The organism is Bosea sp. Tri-49 (assembly GCF_003952665.1).
In the GTDB taxonomy this organism is placed as follows: Bacteria; Pseudomonadota; Alphaproteobacteria; order Rhizobiales; family Beijerinckiaceae; genus Allobosea.
In genome coordinates, this window is the sequence record NZ_CP017946.1 from 1,075,344 (window position 1) to 1,094,435 (window position 19,092).

The 19,092-nt window shown below is 67.8% G+C and carries 17 protein-coding genes; all 17 read right to left on the reverse strand.

All coding sequences use genetic code 11. From position 1 onward, the window contains the following. Positions 1 to 14 precede the first annotated feature (14 nt). The 17 genes from BLM15_RS05355 to BLM15_RS05435 all read right to left on the reverse strand — a co-directional run bounded on the left by BLM15_RS05355 (position 15) and on the right by BLM15_RS05435 (position 18,974). A complete protein-coding gene (locus BLM15_RS05355; RefSeq protein ID WP_126111058.1) occupies positions 15 to 896 on the reverse strand; it encodes an amidohydrolase family protein in 882 nt (293 codons plus the stop codon). Beyond that, the gene (locus BLM15_RS05360) at positions 893 to 2,008 is read right to left on the reverse strand and encodes a vWA domain-containing protein (RefSeq protein ID WP_126111060.1); all 1,116 of its coding nucleotides are present in this window, start codon (positions 2,006 to 2,008) and stop codon (positions 893 to 895) included. Before BLM15_RS05360 ends, BLM15_RS05355 begins: the two co-directional genes overlap by 4 nt. After that, on the reverse strand, positions 2,005 to 2,889 hold the full coding sequence (locus BLM15_RS05365) for an AAA family ATPase (protein WP_126111062.1): 885 nt from the start codon (positions 2,887 to 2,889) through the stop codon (positions 2,005 to 2,007). Before BLM15_RS05365 ends, BLM15_RS05360 begins: the two co-directional genes overlap by 4 nt. A 4-nt stretch (positions 2,890 to 2,893) precedes the next feature. Next, positions 2,894 to 3,937 carry a xanthine dehydrogenase family protein molybdopterin-binding subunit gene (locus BLM15_RS05370; protein WP_057191444.1) on the reverse strand — a complete coding sequence of 348 codons (1,044 nt, stop codon included), beginning with the start codon at positions 3,935 to 3,937 and terminating at the stop codon, positions 2,894 to 2,896. A gap of 1 nt (position 3,938) precedes the next feature. Continuing rightward, positions 3,939 to 5,702, reverse strand: coding sequence for a xanthine dehydrogenase family protein molybdopterin-binding subunit (locus BLM15_RS05375; RefSeq protein WP_126111064.1), 1,764 nt, complete (start codon positions 5,700 to 5,702; stop codon positions 3,939 to 3,941). A 14-nt stretch (positions 5,703 to 5,716) separates the two neighbouring features. Further along, entirely contained in the window at positions 5,717 to 6,199 is a 483-nt protein-coding gene (locus tag BLM15_RS05380; protein WP_126111066.1) for a (2Fe-2S)-binding protein, read from the reverse strand. An 11-nt stretch (positions 6,200 to 6,210) separates the two neighbouring features. Further along, positions 6,211 to 7,032, reverse strand: coding sequence for an FAD binding domain-containing protein (locus tag BLM15_RS05385; RefSeq protein ID WP_126111068.1), 822 nt, complete (start codon positions 7,030 to 7,032; stop codon positions 6,211 to 6,213). A 1-nt stretch (position 7,033) separates the two neighbouring features. Next, entirely contained in the window at positions 7,034 to 7,486 is a 453-nt protein-coding gene (locus BLM15_RS05390) for an SRPBCC family protein (protein WP_126111070.1), read from the reverse strand. A gap of 2 nt (positions 7,487 to 7,488) precedes the next feature. Next, positions 7,489 to 7,926 carry an SRPBCC family protein gene (locus BLM15_RS05395; protein ID WP_126111072.1) on the reverse strand — a complete coding sequence of 146 codons (438 nt, stop codon included), beginning with the start codon at positions 7,924 to 7,926 and terminating at the stop codon, positions 7,489 to 7,491. 11 nt (positions 7,927 to 7,937) lie between these two features. After that, positions 7,938 to 10,694, reverse strand: a complete 2,757-nt coding sequence (locus BLM15_RS05400; protein WP_126111074.1) for a flotillin family protein — start codon at positions 10,692 to 10,694, stop codon at positions 7,938 to 7,940. Between the two features lie 27 nt (positions 10,695 to 10,721). Next, positions 10,722 to 11,597 (reverse strand): phosphoenolpyruvate hydrolase family protein, encoded by an 876-nt coding sequence (locus BLM15_RS05405; RefSeq protein WP_126111076.1) that lies wholly within the window; start codon positions 11,595 to 11,597, stop codon positions 10,722 to 10,724. Next, positions 11,594 to 13,828, reverse strand: coding sequence for an ABC transporter permease (locus tag BLM15_RS05410; RefSeq protein WP_126111078.1), 2,235 nt, complete (start codon positions 13,826 to 13,828; stop codon positions 11,594 to 11,596). The genes BLM15_RS05405 and BLM15_RS05410 overlap by 4 nt, the downstream gene beginning before the upstream one ends. Beyond that, the gene (locus BLM15_RS05415; protein ID WP_126111080.1) at positions 13,821 to 14,609 is read right to left on the reverse strand and encodes an ABC transporter ATP-binding protein; all 789 of its coding nucleotides are present in this window, start codon (positions 14,607 to 14,609) and stop codon (positions 13,821 to 13,823) included. Before BLM15_RS05415 ends, BLM15_RS05410 begins: the two co-directional genes overlap by 8 nt. After that, positions 14,606 to 15,694 carry a branched-chain amino acid ABC transporter permease gene (locus BLM15_RS05420; protein ID WP_126111082.1) on the reverse strand — a complete coding sequence of 363 codons (1,089 nt, stop codon included), beginning with the start codon at positions 15,692 to 15,694 and terminating at the stop codon, positions 14,606 to 14,608. The genes BLM15_RS05415 and BLM15_RS05420 overlap by 4 nt, the downstream gene beginning before the upstream one ends. A 2-nt stretch (positions 15,695 to 15,696) precedes the next feature. Next, positions 15,697 to 16,710, reverse strand: coding sequence for a branched-chain amino acid ABC transporter permease (locus BLM15_RS05425; RefSeq protein WP_126111084.1), 1,014 nt, complete (start codon positions 16,708 to 16,710; stop codon positions 15,697 to 15,699). Then, positions 16,703 to 17,557 carry a helix-turn-helix transcriptional regulator gene (locus BLM15_RS05430; protein WP_126111086.1) on the reverse strand — a complete coding sequence of 285 codons (855 nt, stop codon included), beginning with the start codon at positions 17,555 to 17,557 and terminating at the stop codon, positions 16,703 to 16,705. Before BLM15_RS05430 ends, BLM15_RS05425 begins: the two co-directional genes overlap by 8 nt. Before the next feature lie 166 nt (positions 17,558 to 17,723). Continuing rightward, a complete protein-coding gene (locus tag BLM15_RS05435) occupies positions 17,724 to 18,974 on the reverse strand; it encodes an ABC transporter substrate-binding protein (RefSeq protein ID WP_126111088.1) in 1,251 nt (416 codons plus the stop codon). Positions 18,975 to 19,092 lie beyond the last annotated feature (118 nt).

Sequence of the window (19,092 nt, forward strand, 5' to 3'; positions counted from 1 at the left end):
CGTCCTCCTCTTGATTATTGGCCGAGGCGGTAGACCCGCCTTGCAGTCTCGTTGAACACGGCGGCCTGCGCCGCTTGCGGCACCGCCGCGCGATGCGCCTCGATCAGCTCGGCGTAGGTCGTCCAGAGCTTCTCGATCGGGAAATTGGAGCCGAACAGGCAGCGCTCCGCGCCGAACAGGGCAAGCGTATCGCCGATGATGATGACGATCTGCTCGGGATCGTTCCGGCGCAGGAAAGTGCCGAGGCCCGAGAGCTTGCTGGTGATGTTGGGCTGCGCTGCCAACAGCGTCATGCCCTTACGCCAGGCGGCGATGCCCTCAGGCGACAGGTCCTCCAGCATGCCGGCGTGCTGGAGCACGAAGGTCACGCCCGGACAGGCGGCGGCGAGCTCGGCCGCGCCCGCCATCTGGCCGGCAAAGACCTGGAGGTCGAAGCTGAAGCCGTACTCGGCCAACCGCCCGACATTGGCGATCAGCCTGGGATCGCGTGCGAGATCGGGCCCGCTAGCGAACCGGTAGAGCGTGTTCTCGTGCCAATGCAGTTGCATGCGCACGCCGCGCACCCGGCTGTTGCGCGCGAGCTGGTCGAGCTGAGGGCGGACATCGCCGGCCAGCATGTCGGCATAGGCGACGATGGCGATCGGGAAGCCGCTTTCGTCCGACGCCTGCGAGACGTAGGTCACCTCGTCGAGATATCGATCGGTCGCCCAGTTGGCCTGGACATAGACGGCTTCGGTCACGCGCGCCGGTTGGCAGTCGCCCAGATATTCGGCGATCGGATAGTCGCGCCGGATCGGCTCATAGGGCCCAAAGATGCGCGGCTGCATCGGGCCGAGCAGCCAGGGCAGATCCGCCTGCCGCCAGATGTGGAAATGGGAATCGACGAGACCGGTCATGCCGCTTGCGTGCCTCCGAGTGACAGGATGCGCCGGCAGATCCGCGCCGTACTGGCGCCATCCGAGAGGCTGGCGAGGCGCGGCGCGATCAGCCTGAGCGCCTCTGTTTCCGGCCGGTAGCCGGGATCGGCCGCCAGTGGCGTCAGCCAGTCGATGCGATGGGCGCGCTGGGCCAGCCTTGCGACCGCTGTGACCAGCGCCGATGGATCGCCGCGTTCGAGACCGTCCGAGAGCACGACAACGACGGCGCCACGGGCGTAAGCAGCGAAGCGCGGCACCGCGAGGAAGGCTTGCAGCGCGTCGCCGATGCGCGTGCCGCCATCCCAATCGGCGACGAGGCCGGAGGCTTCTGCCAGCGCTTGCTCGCGGCGCTTGCGCCTGAGCGCCCGCGTCACGCGGGTCAGCCGCGTGCCGAAGGTGAAGACCTCGACCTGCCGGGTCGCGTGGACGATCGTGTGCGCCAACGCGAGATTGGCGTCGCTGCGCTGCTTCATCGAGCCGGAGACGTCGATCAGCAGCAGGATCGGCCGCGGCCGCGTCACGCGCCGGAGCCGCTTCAGGCTCATCACCTCGCCGTCATGGCGGATCGCATCCTTGAGGCTGCGGGCGAGGTCGACCATCGGCCCGCGTCGTGCGGTCCGATGGCGATAGCCGCGGCGACGGGGCAGGGCGGCCGGCAATGCCCGGCCGAAGCGGCGCAAGGTCTCGCTGTCGTCGAGCGTCTTCAGCTGGCGGATCGAGAGAGCCTCGGCCCCGGTCGCGGCCTGGCCAGTCTCGTTGACCTCCTCGCCGATCAGCACCTCGCGCGAGCCGGAATCCTCCTGGATCGAGATGTCTTCGTCCGGTGCGAAATCGTCATCGCCCGGCTCGGCGAGCGCCCCGCCGAGGAAATGCAGGTCGAACAGCGCATCGAAGCGCTCGCGCTGTTCGGGATGGGGCGCGAGCGTCGCAGTGGCGGCCCTATGGATATCTGCGACGCTGCGCGGGCCGAGCAGTTCGACCGCCATCAGGAAGCTGGTCGTCTGCTCGGGCGCGGCCGCGATGCCATGCTCGCGCAGCAGCGCTGGGAAGGCGACGAAGAGCCGGGCGGCGGCGGGGAGGGGCGCGATCATGCCGCCAGCCCCGGGATGAAGAGCGGCAGGCGCGGGCGCAAATGCGCGAGGTCTTCCTCGTCCTTGATCGCGGCGCCGAGCGAACGGCGGAAAGCCTCCGGCCAGGGTGCGCCGGTCTGCGCCAGCGCCGTTGCGGCTTCGGCCCAGTCGACCGCCTCGGCGACGCCTGGTGGCTTGGCGAGCGGCTCCTGCCGCAGCAATCCGACTGCCTGAACGACCGCGCGGGCCGTGCTCTCGGCGACGGCGGAGGAGCGCAGCATGATGATCTGCGCCTCGCGCTCCGGCTCGGGATAAGCGATGTAGTGATAGACGCAGCGGCGGCGGAGCGCCTCGTGCAGTTCGCGGGTGCGGTTCGAGGTCAGGATCACGACCGGCCGCTCGGCTGCGCGCAGCGTGCCGCGCTCGGGGATCGAGATCGAGAAATCCGAGAGGAATTCGAGCAGGAAGGCCTCGAATTCATGGTCGGAGCGGTCGATCTCGTCGATCAGCAGCACGGTCGATTCCGGCCGCCGCAGCGTCGTCAGCATCGGCCGTTCGATCAGGAAGTCGTCGCGATAGATGTCGAGCTGCTCGCCGTCCTTCGCCTGGCGGATGGCGAGCATCTGGCGCGGATAGTTCCACTCGTAGAGCGCGGCGGCCGCGTCGATGCCCTCGAAGCATTGCAGGCGGATGAGCCGGCGCCCGAGAATGCCGGCGAGCGCCTTGGCGGCCTCTGTCTTGCCGACGCCGGGCGCGCCTTCGAGCAGCAGCGGCTTGCCGAGCGCGAGCGAGAGATAGCCGGCCGTCGCGATGCCGTCATCGGCGAGATACATCGCCGCCTGCAGGGCCTCGGCGAGGTCCTCGGGGCTGGAGATGCCGGCGACGGTCGTCCTCAGCGCCATCGCGTCACCGCCAGTTCACCGGGCCGCCACGCCGTGGGCCCGGTTTGACGCCGCCATTGGCCTTGATGCCGCGCAGGATTTTCTCCGGCGTGATCGGCAATTCGTCGACCCGCACGCCGATGGCGTTGTAGACGGCGTTTGCGACCGCCGGCAGCACCGGGTTCGCGCACATCTCGCCGGGGCCTTTGCCGCCGAACGGCCCATCGGGCGCCGGCCGTTCCAGGACGGTGACGTGATAGGGCGCGATGTCGCCCGGCCCGGGCATCAGATATTCGTTGAAGTCACGCGGGCCGTGTTCGGGGCTCGGGTAGTAGGGTTCCGGCGTTTCGTACAATGCGTGGCTGATCCCCATCCAGGCGCCGCCGACGAGCTGCTGCTCGACCATGCGCGGATTGATGACGCGGCCGAGCTCATAGGCGCTGGTCATCCTGAGCACCTCGACCTCGCCGGTCTCGTCGTCGACGCTGACATCGGCGACGAGGCAGGCATGGGCGAAGGCGGTGTTCGGGTTCATCTCGCCGGTCTCGGCATCGACGGCCGAGAGCGGGATCAGGAAGATGCCGCGCCCGGCGATGGTCTTGCCCTGCTTGAACTGCGCCGCCTGCGCCGTCGCCTTGACCGTGATGCTGCGCGAGGGCGCGCCGCGGACATGGATGTTGCCGCGCCCGTCGGTGACGAGGTCGGCGGCGTTGACCTCGAGCTCCTCGGCCGCGGCTTCGAGCAGGACGCCGCGTGCCTCGCGGGCAGCGACGATGATGGCGTTGCCCATGCGATGGGTGCCGCGCGAGGCGAAGGAGCCCATGTCGTGCGGGCCGGTGTCGCTGTCGGCGGTGTCGACATAGACGTCCTCGACGGGAACGCCGAGCGTCTCGGCCGCGATCTGGCGCGAGACCTGCTTCATGCCCTGGCCGAGATCGATGGCGGAGAGCGCGACGGTGAACTTGCCGTCCGGATTGGAATGGATCAGCGCCTGGCTCGGATCGCCGCCTAAGTTCATGCCGATCGGGTAGTTGACCGAGGCCATGCCGCGGCCTTCGTGACGAGCCATCTCAGCGCCTCCTCGTGCCGAAGACCGAGGAAAACCGCACCGCGCCGTGCTGCGTCTGCGCCGGTACGGCCGGCGGCGGGGCAGGGGGAGCGGGCGGCGGCTGGTAGGCGGGCGGGGCCGGATGTGAACCGGCCGGCTGATAGGATGGGGGTGGCGCAGGCTGATAGGTCGGAGGCGGCACCGCGGTTGCTGGCCGTGGCGGCTCGTAGCGCGGTACCTGCGTCGGCGCGGCGCGCCCGTCGCGCGCGCCTTCCATCACCGGTTGCTTGCTGGGCGCGATCCGGCTCGTGCCGGCCGACAGCACCTGCGTCACCGGCCCGCTGCGCGTATCGGGGCGGCCGATCTGGCCGCGGGCGTCGAGCTGGGTCGCCGGGATCTGCGCGCGCTCGCCGGCACCGCCGCCGATCAGCGAGGAGGCATTCTTCGCCTGCGCCGACAGTGGCCAGTTCGCCTTCTCGGCCGCGACCTGCACGCATTCGACCAGCGCCGTGTTCTTGGCGGCGCGCCGATGCGGTTTCATGTCGCCATCGCGATAGGCGTTGAGAATCCGGAACTCCATCGGGTCCATGTTCGCGGCCTCGGCGAGGCGGTCCATCTGGACCTCGAGCGCGAAGTCGACCGCCGTGACGCCGAAGCCGCGCATCGCGGTGGACGGGCAGCGATTGGTGTAGGCGACGTAGATATCGGAGGTGACGTTCGGGATCCAGTACGGTCCCGGCACATGCGCCGTGCACTTGATCGCGGCGTAGCTCGACAGGCGGGTATAGGCGCCGGCGTCGAAATAGCTGCGGATATGGCGGGCGACGATCCGCCCGTCGCGCATCAGCCCGTCCTTGATGTAGATGCGCTCGGCCCCACGCGGGGAGCCGTAGAGCATCTCTTCCTCGCGATCGAGCACGAAGCGCACCGGCCGGCCGGTCAGCATGGCGCCGAGCACGGCGAGCGGCTCGGTCAGTGAGTCGACCTTGCCGCCGAAGCCGCCTCCCACCGTGCCGCCGATGAAATGCAGCTGGTTCGACTCGACATTGACGATCTTGGCCGTCGTGCCCAGCGCGAAGAACAGGCCCTGTGCGCAGGAATGCACGACATAGCGGCCGTTCTGCTCGGGCGCGGCGATCGAGCCATTGGTCTCGGTCGGCGCGTGCTCGATCGGCGACATCTGGTAGCGATGCTCCATCACGATGTCGGCGCCGGAAAAGCCGCGCTCGACATCGCCGAAGCGCAGCTTCTGATGGTCGAAGCGCTCGTGATATTCGAAGTAGTTACCGGGATAGGTCTCGTTGACCACCGGCGCGCCGGCTTTCAGCGTCTCCTCGACGTCGAACACCGCCGGCAGCGGGTCGTAGTCGATCCGGACCAGCTTGCAGGCCGCCTGCGCCTGCGCCTCGCTGTCGGCGAGTACAGCCACGATCGGCTCGCCCTTGTAGCTGACCTTGCTGACCGCCAGCGCCGGCTCGTCGTCCTTGCCGAAATTGATCAGGCTGAGCAGCGTGTTCTTGTTCACGGGCACATCGGCGCCGCGCAGCACGCGCTTGACGCCGGGCGCGCGCTCGGCGGCCGAGGTATCGATCGCGCGGATGCGGGCATGGTGATGCGGGCTGCGCACGACCTTGAGATGCAGCATGCCGTCGAAGGCGTGGTCGTCGAAGAAGCGGGTGCGCGCCGTGACATGGCCGGGCATGTCCTGGCGCTGCAAGGCTTTGCCGACGACGTTGAGATTGTCGTCGCGCTCGTCGGCGAACAGGTCCTTGCGCATCTCGAGCATGGCGGGTTCCTTCTTCAGGCCCGGCGCGCGCCGGGCGCGTCCGCTGCGGCGAGAATGGCGGCGATGATCGGCTCGTAACCGGTACAGCGGCAGATATTGCCGCTGATGGCCTCGACGACCTCCTCGCGGCTCGGTTGCGGGTTCTTCGCCAGCAGCGCTCGCGCCGCGGTCAGCATGCCCGGCGTGCAGAAGCCGCATTGAGCGGCGAAGTGGTCCATGAACGCGTCCTGCAGCGGATGCAGGTTCGGGCCATCGGCCATGCCGGAGGTGGTCTCGATCTGGCGGCCCTCGCAGGCGACCGCGAGCGTCAGGCAGGCGAGCTGCGGCTCGCCGTCGACCAGCACGGTGCAAACGCCGCAGGTGCCTTGGCCGCAGCCATATTTCGGGCCGAAATCGCCGAGCCCGCGCCGAAGCGTATCGAGCAGATTGCTCGCAGGATCGACGAAAGTGGCGCGATCGCTGCCGTTGAGGCGGAACTGGACCGGGAGCTTGGCCATGGCGCGCCTCCTCAGCGCGGCTCGCCGGCGAGCAGCCGGCCGAGATGGACGGGGAGGATCTCGCGCCGGTACCACTCGCTGGCGATCGCGTCGGTCGCCGGGCGGCAGCCTTCCAGCGCCGCCTGCTTCGCCGCCTGGATCGCCGCTTGGTCGAGCGGCTTGCCGTCGAGCGCCCGCTCGACGCCGCGGGCGCGGATCGGGGTCGGCGCCATCGCGCCATAGGCGACGCGCGCCTGCGTGACGCGGCCCCCCGAAAGCGGCAGATAGGCTGCGATCGAGAGCACTGAGATGCCCTTCGGCTTGACCCGGCTGATCTTGCGGAAATGAAGCTCGGCCGGGTTCTGCGGTCTGGCGAACTGAACCGCGGTGACCAGGCCCTGGCCGCCGCGCTCGCGCGCGCTCAGGAAATCCTCCAGCGATACCGCCCGGCCCGAGCCATAGCCCGATTGCAGCACGACCTGCGCATCGAGGGCGAGCAGCGCCACGGTGAAATCGCCATAGGGCGTCCCGGCAAAAAGATTGCCGCCGATCGTCGCCATCGTCCGGACCGGCGGCCCGCCGATGCCGCGTGCAGGCGCATGGAGATAGGCAAGGTCGCGATTGGCCAGCAGCATTGCCATGGTCACGCCGGCGCCGAGCTCGACGCGAGCGCCGCCGGCGCTGATCTGGCGGAAGGCCGGATCGGTGACGCGCACGAGCGTACCCTCGGTCAGCCGGCCTTCGTTGACCTCGCGCATCACCAAGGTGCCGCCGCCGATCAGCAGCGCCTGGCGATCGCCGGAGAGGATGCCGGCGGCTTCCGACAGGCTGGCGCAGGTTCGCAGGTCGAGCATGTCAGGCCTCCTCGCCGACGATCGCGGGCAGGCGGCGCACCGCCTCGATGCCGTTGGTGTAGACCTCGTCGCCGACGAGCCTCGCGAGTTCGGCTTCCCGCCCGGGCGGCGTGGTGAAGCGGCTTTCCCAGTGCCAGAAGCTGCGATTGCCGTCGGTCACCGGCAGCAATCGGACATGGGCGACGTAGTTGAACAGCGGGATCGGCGTATCGAGCAGGCAGTAGCTGAAGGTCATTTCGAGGTCGGAGAGGGTCAGCAATTGCTCGCGTAATTCGCTGCCGTCGCGCAGCACGAAGCGCCGGATGCAGCCGACCCGGTCGGGCGGATAGGCACGCTCGATCTCGCTTCGCGCCACGATCGGGTGCCAGCGGTCATGCCCGTTGAAGTCGCGCAGGACCGACCAGAGCCGGTCCACCGGCGCATCGATGATCGTGCTGCGGACCACATGGGGCATGACTATCCCCCGAAGGCGCGCTTGAGGGCGTCGAAGCCGCCCTGGAAGACGTTGGTGCCGATGCCGGCGACGATCTCGGCCTCCTTGTCCGGCGCGCAGTCGAAATCGGCCGACCATTCGATGAAGGTCCGCTCCTGGTCGGTGATCGGCGTCAGCCTGAGCGTCGCGACGTAATTGGTCAGCGGCATCGGCGAATCCAGGATCGAATAGGTGCAGAACATGTCGTAGTCGGAGAGGCCGAGCAGCTGCTCGCGGAGACGATCGCCGCTGCGCAGCGAGAAGGCGCGGATGCAGCCGACCTTGTCGGCCGGCTCGCCATTCTCGATCCGGCTCTCGGCGATGCGGGGATGCCAGTTCGGCAGGCCGTTGAAGTCGCGCACCCTGGCCCAGACCTTGGCGGCCGGGGCGGCGATGACGCTGGAAACGTAGACGCGGGCCATCGCTCAGCGCCTCACGATTTCTTGCCGGAGCCAGAGCGGCCGCCGCCTTCGGGGGCAGCGTCACCGCCACCGTCCTTCGGCTTGGCCGGCTGCGCTTCCTTGGCGACGCGCTGCATGTCCGAGGCCTCGCGCATCAGCCCGCCCATCTTGGCGAGATTGCCGCCCTCGATGCCGATCTCCTTCAGAACCTGGTCGATCATCGGCGCCTGGACCCGGTAGCGCAGCGCCGACTCCATGACCTCGTCCGTGGGCGAGCGTGCGGCGCCACCGGCACCGCTGGCCGCACCGGCGAGCCCATCGACATGAAGGATGCGGATGCCTTCGATCTTCTCCATCGGCTTGACGCTCTCGCGCACGATGCCCTCGATCTTGTCGAGCAGGCGACGCCGGAACAGCCCGTAGCGGGCGCCGTCGCTGAGTACGTTCTCGGCCTCGTAGAGCAGCTTCTGCGCCTCGGCATCGACGGCGCGGCGCACCTTCTCGGCCTCGGATGCGATGCGAGATTCTTCGGCGGCCTTCTCGGCGAGCAGGATCTCGACGGTCTTGCGCCGCTGCGCGCTCTCGCTCTCGCGGACGGTCTTGACCTTCTCCTCGGCCTCGACCGCCTTGGCGCGGGCGATCTCGGCACTGACCTGCGCTGCCGATTCCTCCAGCGACTTGGCGTAGAGCGCGATCGCCTTGTCCATGGCGGCCGCCTCGACCTCGCGCTCGCGCCCGATCTCGAGCTTGCGCAGCTCGCGCTGGCGGCCGATGCGGGCCTCGTCGAGTCCGCGATCGGAGGAGATGCGGGCCCGCTCGACCTCCTCGTTCGAGACGATCTGCGCTTCCTGCAGCGCTTGGTTCCGCGCGATTTCCAGTTGCTCCAGGGCGCGGCGACGCTCGATCCGCACCGCTTCCAGCGCCTGCTCGCGGGCGATGTCGACGGTCTCGACCTGCTGGCGCGCGGTGATCTCGGCCTGGCGCAGCGTCCTGTCGGCGTCGGCGCGCTCGACCTTCTTGGCGGCGAGCACGATAGCGCGCTCTTCCTCGGCGACCTCGACTGCCTTCTTCTGGGCGATCTGCAGCATCTCGCGGGTCTTGCTCGAATTGATCCGCTCTTCGTCGAGACCGAGCTCGGTTGCGATCCGCTGGCGTTCGACCGCGTCGCGGCGCTTCAGCTCGGCGGTGTCGAGCTCGGCATTGCGCTTGATCTCGAGCCCCTTGGTCGCGAGTTCGGCGGCGATGCGCCCGGCCGCGACGGCTTTCTCCTGGCCGATGCGGGCGGCTTCGGTCGCTTCGCGGGCAGAGATTTCGGCGGTGTCGATCGCTTCGGTGCGCCCGATCTCAAGCAGGCTCTTGCGTTGATCGAGGGCGATCCGGTCGGCCGTGATCGTGTCCTCCTGGGCAATCCTTGCCTTCTCGACCGCTTCGCGCGCGCTGATCTCAGCCTCGTCCAGCGCTCTGTTGCGGGCGATCTGGAGGGCGCGCACGCGCTCTTCCTGGCCGATGCGCGAGGTTTCGACCGCCTCGCGCGCCGCGATGTCTTCCTGGTCGAGCGTGCGGGTGCGCTCGATCTCGCGGTTGCGGATTTCCTGCTCGCGGGTGATGCGCTCGGCGCTCACTGCGGTCTCCTGCAGGATGCGCGCCTTCTCGGTCGACTCGCGCGCTTCGATCTCGGCTGCTTCCAGCACCCTGGTGCGCTCGATCTCCTGCTGCCTGATCTCGCGTTCGGAGGCGATGCGGGCGGCGTTGATCGTCTGCTCGTTGGCGATGCGCGCCTTCTCGACATGCTCGCGCGCGGCGATCTCGGCCTCCTCGACGGCCTGCGTCCGGGCGATCTCCTGCTGGCGGATATCCCGCTCCGAAGCGATGCGCGCCTCGCTGATCCCGCGCTCGTTGGCGATGCGTGATTTCTCGATCTCTTCGCGCGAGGTGATCTGGGCCTGTTCGGCCTCGGTGTCCCGGATGGCGCGCTCGCGGGCGACCTCGGTGCGCTGCATGGCGCGCTTGATCTCGATCTCGCGCTGCTGCTCGAGACGAGCCGTCTCGCTCTCGCGCTCGATATCGAGCGCCTGGCGCTCGGCTTCGAGATTGCGGGTGCGGATGCGGATCATCGAGTCCTGCTCGATGTCGTTGCGCAGCTTCCGCTTGTCCTCGATCTCCTCGATGATCCGCGTCAGACCGGCGGCGTCGAAGCGGTTGGACGGGTTGAAGTATTGCAGGTCGGTCTGGTCGAGGTCGGTGAGCGCGACCGATTCCAGCACGAGGCCGTTCTGGTCGAGCGCCTCGGCAGCGGCATCCTTGACGCGCTGGACGTAGGCGCCGCGCTGCTCGTGCATCTCCTCCATCGTCATCTCGGAAGCGACGGTCCTGAGAGCGGAGATGAACTTGCCCGACAGGAGGGCATGGAGCTGGTCGGGTTGCAGGGTGCGCCGGCCGAGCGTGGCCGCGGCGACCGAGACCGATTCCCGCTCCGGCTTCACCCGGACATAGAACTCGGCGTCGATGTCGACGCGCATCCGGTCGCGGGTGATCAGTGCATCGTTGCTCGCCCGCGTCACCGCGAGCTGCAGCACGTTCATGTTGACCGGCGTGACGTCGTGGATGATCGGCAGTACGAAGGCGCCGCCATTGATCACGACCTTTTCGCCGAACAGGCCGGTGCGGACGAAGGAGACCTCCTTCGATGACCGGCGGTAGAGCCAGTTCACCAGATAGACGACGATGGCGATGATGATCACCGCCACGATCAGCCAGAGGATCAGCGATCCGATCAGCTGCCCCGTCATGTCATCATCCTCCCGCCCGAATCCGGGTCATTTCGTCTTGCCGGGCTTGCGTGCCGGCTTGCTGGTTTTGGGTGCGCGGCCGATCTGCTTGAAGGCGCGGGTCTGGTCGCGGATCGCGACCTCGACCGGCAGGCGCTCCATCGAGGACGCGCCGTAGAAGCCGTGACAGTTGACCGTGTTCTGCATGATGAAGTCGGCATCGGCCGGCTCGGCGACCGGCCCGCCATGGACGAGGATGATCGCATCCTTCTTCACCGCGAGCGCCGCCTTCGCCCAGCGCTCGACCAGCGCCGGGCAGTCCTTCAGCTTCAGCGCCGTTTCGGCGCCGATCGAGCCGCCGGTGGTCAGGCCGAGATGGCAGACGATGATGTCAGCGCCGGCTTTCGCCATCGCCCGGGCGTCGTCCTCGCAGAAGACGTAAGGCGTGGTCAGCAGGCCCTTGGCATTGGCGAGGGCGATCATCTCGACCTCGAGGCCAAAGCCCATGCCGGTCTCTTCGAGATTGGCGCGGAAGGTGCCGTCGATGAGCCCGACGGTCGGGAAGTTCTGCACGCCGGCAAAGCCGATGCGCTGGATCTCGTCGAGGAAGACGTCCATGCGCCGGAACGGATCGGTACCGCAGACGCCGGCGATCACCGGCGTCGTCTTCACGACCGGCAGCACTTCGGCCGCCATCTCCATGACGATGGCGTTGGCGTCGCCATAAGGCATAAGCCCGGAGAGCGAGCCGCGGCCGGCCATGCGGTAGCGGCCGGAATTGTAGATCACGATCAGGTCGATGCCGCCGAGCTCCTCGCATTTGGCGGAAAGGCCCGTGCCGGCGCCGCCGCCGACGATCGGCTCGCCCCTAGCGATCATCGCCCGGAAGCGTTTCAGCAGAGCCTTCTTGTCGAAGCTCGTCATGACCTGCCTCCGCCGGCCCGCTCGCGGCGCCGGCCGGCATGCAGTGTGCGGAACTGCTGCACCAAAGCGGCGGCGAAGGCGGGATCGTTGATGTGGAGCGGCAGGCGGATGAGCTGCCGGTTGGGGCCGGTGCGCACCGTCTGCTCAAGCGCCTGGAACAGCGCCGCGTCGGCGGCCGGGTCGTGGAAGGCCTGGCCGGGCGCATCCAGGGCGGAGACGCCGAGCTCGGGGATCAGGAAGCGGACCGGCCCTTCCATCTGGTTCAGCCGCTCGCCGATCCAGCGGCCCATCTGGGTATTCTCTTCAGCCGTCGTCCGCATCAGCGTGATCTGCGGGTTGTGCGGATAGAGCAGCCGGCCGCGATAGCGTTCCGGTACCGTCTCGGGCGCAAAGAAGTTGACCATGTCGAGCGCGCCGACCGAGCCGACATAGGGGATGCGGGTGCGGATGATTGCGCCGAAACGATCCTCCGTCGCCGGCAGGATGCCGCCCATCAGCATGTCGCAGATCTCGGTGGTTGAAACGTCGATCACCGCGCCGACGAGCTCGGAATCGACCAGCTTCTCCATGGAACGCCCGCCGGTGCCGGTGGCGTGGAAGACCAGCGGCTCCCATTCCGCGGCGAGGAGCTTGGCGACCTGCTGCACGCAAGGGGTGGTCACGCCGAACATGGTGAGCCCGACCAGAGGCTTTTCGGGATCCCGGCGGCGTGGCCCTTCGGGCTTGAGCTCGGCGAGGCGGGCCTTGGCCATGGCGGCGATGGCGTGCGCACCATTGCCGAGCACGAGGCGCGAGACCCGGTTGATGCCCTGCACATCGGTGACGGCGTGCAGCATCGCGATGTCGGTGGCGCCGACGTAGGCGCGCACATCGCCGGAAGCCATGGTCGAGATCATCAGCTTGGGCAGGCCGACCGGCAGCGCCTGCATCGCCGGCGTCACCATCGCGGTCGCGCCCGAGCCGCCGGCCGAGATGATACCGAGCAGGCCCTGCTGGCGCGGTAGCCAGGCCTTGAATGCTTCGGTCATCGCCGCGACCGCGGTGCCGCGATCGCCCGAGGAGATGCCGGCCGAGCCTTTCGGATGGGCGAGGGCGACTTCCTGCGGGGTGACGTCGCCCCCGGCGCTGCGGCCGGATGTCGAGAGGTCGACGAGGCGGGTTCGCAGGCCGTCGGACCGGACCAGGTCGCGGATGAAGCGAAGCTCCTCGCCCTTGGTGTCGAGTGTCCCGGCGACGACGACATAAGGCTCACTGCTCGCCGCAGCCGCGAGCGGCCGGACCGCCTGGCCATCGCGCGTCGCCAATGTCGGGCGCGAAATGGTGCGGGCCTGGGCCTCGATCCGTGCCGCTGGGACCGGTTGCGACCAGCGGTTCGGGATGACCGGGTTCGAGACATAGACGCGGATCGGCCCGGTCAGAGCGGGGGAGGCGGCCTCCGCGGCCGCGCCGGGACGCGCCGCGTCAGAGGCCGCGTCAGTCTCGTCGTGGCCATGGCGGCCGACGCCGAGCAGGCGCTGCTGCAATTCGCGGTCGCCGGCCAGCGTCGCGGAGGCGATGATGCGGTTGATCCGGCCGTTGACCATGATCGCGACGGGGTCGGACATCTGCGTGGCGACGCCGATGTTCTGCTCGATCACCAGAATGGCGACATCGCCCTGGTCGGCGAGCCGAACCAGCATCTCCTCGACATGGGCGACGATGACCGGTGCCAGCCCCTCGGTTGGCTCGTCCATGATCAGCAGGCGCGGATTGAGTAGCAGCGCCCGGCTGATCGCCAGCATCTGCTGCTCGCCGCCGGAGAGCTGGCCCCCGCCATTGTTGCGGCGCTCGGCCAGGCGCGGAAACACCTCGTAGATGCGCTCCGGCGTCCAGGTCCCGCGCTTGCCGCGCTGCATCAGCCGTAAGTGTTCGTCGACCGTCAGCGAGCGCCAGAGCCGTCGGCCCTGCGGCACATACCCGATGCCGAGCCGCGCCACCTCCGCCGGCGAACGGCCGGCGATCTCCTCGCCGAAGAAGCGGATCGAGCCGGACGAGATCGGCACCAGCCCCATGATCGCCTTGCACATGGTCGTCTTGCCCATGCCGTTGCGACCGACGACGGAGAGGACGCCGTGCTGCAGCGTGAGATCGACGCCCTGCACGGCGTGCGAGCGGCCATAGAAGACGTTGAGGCCGGCGATCTGCAGGACGGGTATGCCGGCCGCGGGCGGGGCTTTCAGGCGCTCAGCCATGACCGCCCCCGAGATAGAGCTCCTGCACCTCCGGATCGGATTCGATCTCGTCCGGCCGGCCCTCTTTGAAGATGCGGCCGTTGTGCATCATCGTCACGCTCTCGACGACGCGCAGCGCCACGTCCATGTCGTGCTCGATGATGATGTAGCCGATATGGGCCGGGAGCGAGGTCAGGATCCGGACGAGATCCTGCCGCTCGGTCGGCGACAACCCGGCCGCCGGCTCGTCGAACAGGATAAAGCGCGGCGCGCCCGAGAGGGCGAGCGCGATCTCGAGCTGGCGCTGCTGGCCATAGGCGAGCTCTCCGACCAGCCTGTCCTTGACGGCCGTGAGATGGACGGCATCGACCAGGTTCTCGGCAGCATGCTGGAGCGTGTCGTCCCGGCGCGGCCGGCGCAGCGAGAAGCGGTTCCGCGAGACCCCGCGGCAGGCGAGATAGACATTGTCGACCACCGTCAGCCCGGCGAAGAGCGAGGAGATCTGGTAGGTGCGCCGAAGGCCGCGTCGGATACGCTCATGTGGCGGGAAGGTCGTCACATCCTCGCCGAAGAAGCGAATGACGCCGGAGCTCGGCGCAAAATCGCCGGTGACGCAGTTGAACAGCGTGGTCTTGCCGGCGCCGTTCGAGCCGAGCACCGCCCGCCGCTCACCGGGACGGACCGACAGCGTGACGTCAGAGAGGGCCGCCAGCGCGCCGAACAGGCGCGAGACACCGCGCAGTTCGAGCGCATTGCCCGAGCTGGTGCTGTTCAGTCGCTCCAGGCTCGGCACCGCACTCATGGCGCGCCTCCACCGGCTCGCATCTGCGCATCCTGCGCCTCGCGGCCCTTGCGATAGCGCTCGCGCAGGCGCTGCCAGATGCCGATCAGCCCGTCAGGCGAGAAGAGCACGATGACGAGGAAGCCGAGGCCGATGAGCAGCTGATAGCGCTTGCCCTCGAACCCGACCCCTTCGAGCAGATCGAGCGCGAAGGTTCGCAGCAGCACGTAGACGAGCGCGCCGATGAACGGACCGATCGGGCGGCTCAATCCACCGACCACTGCGATGATCAGCATGTCGACCACCGGCCCGACACCGCCCGTCCCTGGCGAGACCTGGCGCTGATACCAGACCAGCAGCACGCCGGCGAAAGCGGCGATCACCGAGGCGAAGGCATAGGCGGCGATGCGATGGGCGACGACGTCAAAGCCGAGCGCCGCCATGCGGCGCGGATTGTCGCGCGTGCCCTGCAAGGCAAGACCGAAGGGCGCGCGCGAAACATAGACGACGACCGCATAGGCGAGGGCGGCGCAGCCGAGCGTCAGGTAATAGAACGGCACGGTGCTGCCCCAGTCGACCCCGAGGAAGACCGGAGGAAGAACCCCGTTGAAGCCACTGAAACCGTTGAAGATCGTGTAGTTCTGCAGCGTCAGGTAATAGAAGGCCGAGCCGATCGCGAGCGTGATCATGATCGTGTAGATGCCCTCGGTCCGGACCGAGAGCATGCCGCCCAGCGTGCCGAACAGGGTGGCCAGCAGGATGGCGACCGGCACCGCCGTCCACCACGGCCATTTCAGGCTGATCTGCGTGATGGCGCTGTCGCCGAAGATGGCGACGAGATAGGCGGCGAAGGCTGCGACCGTCATCTGGATCAGGCTGACGATGCCGCCATAGCCGGCAAGGAACATCAGGCTGAGTGCGATCATGCCGAGGATCATCGCGTAGGCGATTATCTGGACGAGCCAGAACGGATTGGCGATCAGCGGCATCACCAGAAGCAGCGCGGCGACGATCCAGAATGCCGTGCCCTGCCGGGCGATCGCCTCGCTGAGCCCTTCGCGCGGGCGCGGGGTCGCAATTGCGAGGCGGGGTTCGGCGAGCGCCATCTTTAGCGCCTCACCGCCGCCAGGCCCTGCGGCCGGATCGCCAGCACGACGACCATGATGACGAAGGTCAGCATCACCGCATAGGTCGGCATGTAGACCGAGCCGAACTGCTCGGCGAGGCCGACGATCAGCGCTCCCATCGCCGCGCCGGGGATCGAGCCCATCCCGCCGACGATGACGACGACGAGCGAGGACAACAGGATCTTGGTGTCCTCGCCGGGCTGAAGCGACTGGAAGGTGCCGCCAACGACACCGGCGAGGCCGGCGAGCCCGGCCCCGAAGGCAAAGACCATGATGAAGACGAGCTGCACGCGCACGCCGGTCGCAGAGAGCATGTCGCGGTCGTCGACGCCGGCGCGCACCAGCATGCCGATGCGGGTGCGGTTGAGCACCAGCCACATCGCGACGCCCAAGATGATCGCGCCGATCAGGATGGCGATGCGGACCAGCGGATACATCATCATCACCGCTTCGCCATCGCTGCGCAGCGCGACGACGAAAGGCAGCTGGATCGGGCCGGAGAGCCAGTCCGGCGTCGTCACCTGGAAGGTGTCGCCGCCATAGCTCCAGAGCAGCAGGTCGGCGACGATGATCGAGAGGCCGATGGTGACCAGCGTCTGGCGCAGATCCTGTCCCTCCATCCAGCGGAAGAGCAGCACCTGCATCAGCATGCCGGCCAGGGCGACGATGACGAAGGCGGCGATCAGCGCGGCGAACCAGGAATTCGTCAGGTTGCCGATGCTGTAGCCGACATAGCCGCCGAACAGATAGAGCGAGCCATGCGCCAGGTTGACGTTGCGCATCAGGCCGAAGATCAGCGTGAAGCCGCTGGCGACCAGGAAATAGAGCCCGCCGAGCGTGATGCCGTTGAAGAGCGCGCTCAGGAAGACGCGTTTCCGGCCGAAAGTCAGCTCCATCCACGGCGTCCAGACCGCGAAGATCAGGAAGGCGAGGAGGGCAACCGCGATCAGGATGACCAGAGACCAGACCGGGCGGCGGCCGATGAAATCAGACATGGCTCGCCTGCGATTGCGGCAGGCCGACGGTGCGTAGCACGCGCCGGTAGTCGCGCGGCGCCATGCCCATATGGGCGGTAAAAAAGCGCGTGAACACGCTCTGGCCGGAGAAGCCGAGGCTGTGACTGATGCTGGTCACCGGATCGCTCGAGAGAACGATCCGGTCGAGCGCTGCGTCGAGCCTGACCGTGTTGGCGAAGACGGTCGGCGTGACGCCGACCTGTTCGCGGAAGAGCTTGAAGAAATGGGCGCGCGACAGCCCGGCCTCGCGCGCGACACGGGCGAGAGCGCCTTCGCAGGACGGGCGCTGCTCCAGCAAACGGCAGGCTCGCAGCACGCGCCGGTCGACCGCGCCTTCCGCTGAGAGATGCAGCAGCGATGAGGCGAGTTCGGGCCCGATCGGTTCGCTGGAGGCCTGCGCCAGCGCCATGAGCACCGGGGCAAGGTTGAGCTCGCGATGCTGCGACAGCAGCATCTCGACCGCCTGATCGCGCCAAGCAGCGAGCTCGCGGGTCATGACCAGCTCGGAGGACGGGAAGACCAGCGAACCGGCCGACGGCATCGCCTGCGCCGCCAGCCATTCCGGCTTGAGATAGACGACGAGGAAGAGCCCGAAGGCACCCGGCTGCTCCGGCTGGAAATTATGTGGCTCCCAGGGATTGATCGCGACGCCCATGAACGGATCGACCCGAACCGTGCAGTCGTTGACGGTCACGAGCCCGCGCGAGCCGTCGAGGAAGAAGATCAGGTGAGCTTCCCGGTGGGCATGCACCACCAGTGGGCGGTCGAGATCGTAGATCGACACCCGTCCGAACGGACCGTGGCAGACCGCGACTGCGCGACTCATGGCTCCTCGCGTAGCAATGCCCGGTGGGTCAAGGCTGCCTCATCAGGTGAGCCTTCACCCGATGGCGCACGTGGATCGCGCGCGACATCGTCGACCGGAACGGGACGGCAGGCGGGAAAGGGCGCGATTCCTGTCGCGTCCTTTCCCGGGAGTCAGGCGCTGGCGACTACGGCTTGCATTCCGGATTGGTCCGTGAGGGCAGTCCAACCGCCTTGAAGGCTTCGGCAGACAGTCCCATCGTCTTCGAGACATTCGGGACGGTGCGGACGAATTTATTGGTGAGCTCGCCGTTCGGCGTCTCGACGACTTCGGTGATGAAGGTCGTCGCGATCGCCTGGCGGTCATCGTCGAGCTTGATCGGCCCGTTCGGAGCATCGAGCTCGACCTTGGCGAGTTCGGCCCGGAGCTTGGCCCCGCCGTCGGAGAGGTCGGCGTTGACCTTCTCAAGACCCGTGGCCATCCCAGTGAATGCATTGTAATAATTTGTTGCGAACAGGGACGGGCTGGCAAAGCGCTTATCCGCCGGGAAGGCGTCCTGATAGGCCTTGACCCAGGCCTTCCATTTCGGATCGTCCCAGGCATCGGCGACGCCGCCCGAGGAGGGCGTGCCGACGAGCAGGCGCTTGGCGTTACCGCGCGACGACAGCACGGTCTGGTCGACCATGATCGAGCCGCCGACGAACTTCGCCTTGCCGCCGGTCTGACCGTACTGGTTGAGGAAGTTAACGGAGTCGCCGCCGCCGAGCGCGAGGAAGACCGCGTCGACGTCATCGGGGATATTGGCGATCACCGAGCCGAAATCCTTGGTGCCGAGCGGCACCCACTGACGCTGCACGATCTGGCCGCCGGCTTTGCAGTAGCCCAGCGCGAAGCCGAAGACCTGCGTATAGGGGAAGGAGTAGTCCTCGCCGATGACGGCGAGCTTCTTGTAGCCCTTGTCCTTGAAGACGTAGTCGCCGAGACCGGCCATCCACATCGCGCCGTTGCTGTTGAAACGGAAGTAATTCGGCGATGGATTGACGTAGGTGGTCTCGAGCGCTCCCGAAGACGCATCGACGACGGTAACGTTGGGAACCGTCTTCGAATAATCGCGCATCGCGATGCCCTCGGAGCCCGAGAGCGGGCCGAGGATGAGCTGGACCTTGTCCTGCTCGACGAGCTTGCGCGCGGCACGAAGCGCCGAGTCCGGGCTGGCGTCGGTCGCCGCGATGATGAACTCGACCTCGCGGCCGGCGATCTTGCCGCCACGCTGCTTCAGCGCGATCTGAGCACCGCGGACACCGTCCTCGCCGCCCGATGTCAGCGCGCCCGAAAGCGTCGCCAGCATGCCGATCTTGAGTTTTTCTTGAGCCTGGCCGGTCCCACCGGCCGCAATCAAAGCGCACGCCGCAACGGCGGCCATAAGTGCCTTCCGCATTGCATTCACCTCCCTGCGTGGCCGACCGCGCCGAAGGTTTCCAACGGCGGAGCCGATGGCGGATTTTTGTTCCGCTCTAAATCTAGGCTAGCACAGGTCGGTCTACTGCCAAGGTCGT

Bases quoted from the DNA above. Each gene is read 5' to 3' on its own strand.
- BLM15_RS05355 (WP_126111058.1), bottom strand. From the start codon at position 896: ATGACCGGTCTCGTCGATTCCCATTTCCACATCTGGCGGCAGGCGGAT.
- BLM15_RS05360 (WP_126111060.1), bottom strand. From the start codon at position 2,008: ATGATCGCGCCCCTCCCCGCCGCCGCCCGGCTCTTCGTCGCCTTCCCA.
- BLM15_RS05365 (WP_126111062.1), bottom strand. From the start codon at position 2,889: ATGGCGCTGAGGACGACCGTCGCCGGCATCTCCAGCCCCGAGGACCTC.
- BLM15_RS05370 (WP_057191444.1), bottom strand. From the start codon at position 3,937: ATGGCTCGTCACGAAGGCCGCGGCATGGCCTCGGTCAACTACCCGATC.
- BLM15_RS05375 (WP_126111064.1), bottom strand. From the start codon at position 5,702: ATGCTCGAGATGCGCAAGGACCTGTTCGCCGACGAGCGCGACGACAAT.
- BLM15_RS05380 (WP_126111066.1), bottom strand. From the start codon at position 6,199: ATGGCCAAGCTCCCGGTCCAGTTCCGCCTCAACGGCAGCGATCGCGCC.
- BLM15_RS05385 (WP_126111068.1), bottom strand. From the start codon at position 7,032: ATGCTCGACCTGCGAACCTGCGCCAGCCTGTCGGAAGCCGCCGGCATC.
- BLM15_RS05390 (WP_126111070.1), bottom strand. From the start codon at position 7,486: ATGCCCCATGTGGTCCGCAGCACGATCATCGATGCGCCGGTGGACCGG.
- BLM15_RS05395 (WP_126111072.1), bottom strand. From the start codon at position 7,926: ATGGCCCGCGTCTACGTTTCCAGCGTCATCGCCGCCCCGGCCGCCAAG.
- BLM15_RS05400 (WP_126111074.1), bottom strand. From the start codon at position 10,694: ATGACGGGGCAGCTGATCGGATCGCTGATCCTCTGGCTGATCGTGGCG.
- BLM15_RS05405 (WP_126111076.1), bottom strand. From the start codon at position 11,597: ATGACGAGCTTCGACAAGAAGGCTCTGCTGAAACGCTTCCGGGCGATG.
- BLM15_RS05410 (WP_126111078.1), bottom strand. From the start codon at position 13,828: ATGGCTGAGCGCCTGAAAGCCCCGCCCGCGGCCGGCATACCCGTCCTG.
- BLM15_RS05415 (WP_126111080.1), bottom strand. From the start codon at position 14,609: ATGAGTGCGGTGCCGAGCCTGGAGCGACTGAACAGCACCAGCTCGGGC.
- BLM15_RS05420 (WP_126111082.1), bottom strand. From the start codon at position 15,694: ATGGCGCTCGCCGAACCCCGCCTCGCAATTGCGACCCCGCGCCCGCGC.
- BLM15_RS05425 (WP_126111084.1), bottom strand. From the start codon at position 16,710: ATGTCTGATTTCATCGGCCGCCGCCCGGTCTGGTCTCTGGTCATCCTG.
- BLM15_RS05430 (WP_126111086.1), bottom strand. From the start codon at position 17,557: ATGAGTCGCGCAGTCGCGGTCTGCCACGGTCCGTTCGGACGGGTGTCG.
- BLM15_RS05435 (WP_126111088.1), bottom strand. From the start codon at position 18,974: ATGCGGAAGGCACTTATGGCCGCCGTTGCGGCGTGCGCTTTGATTGCG.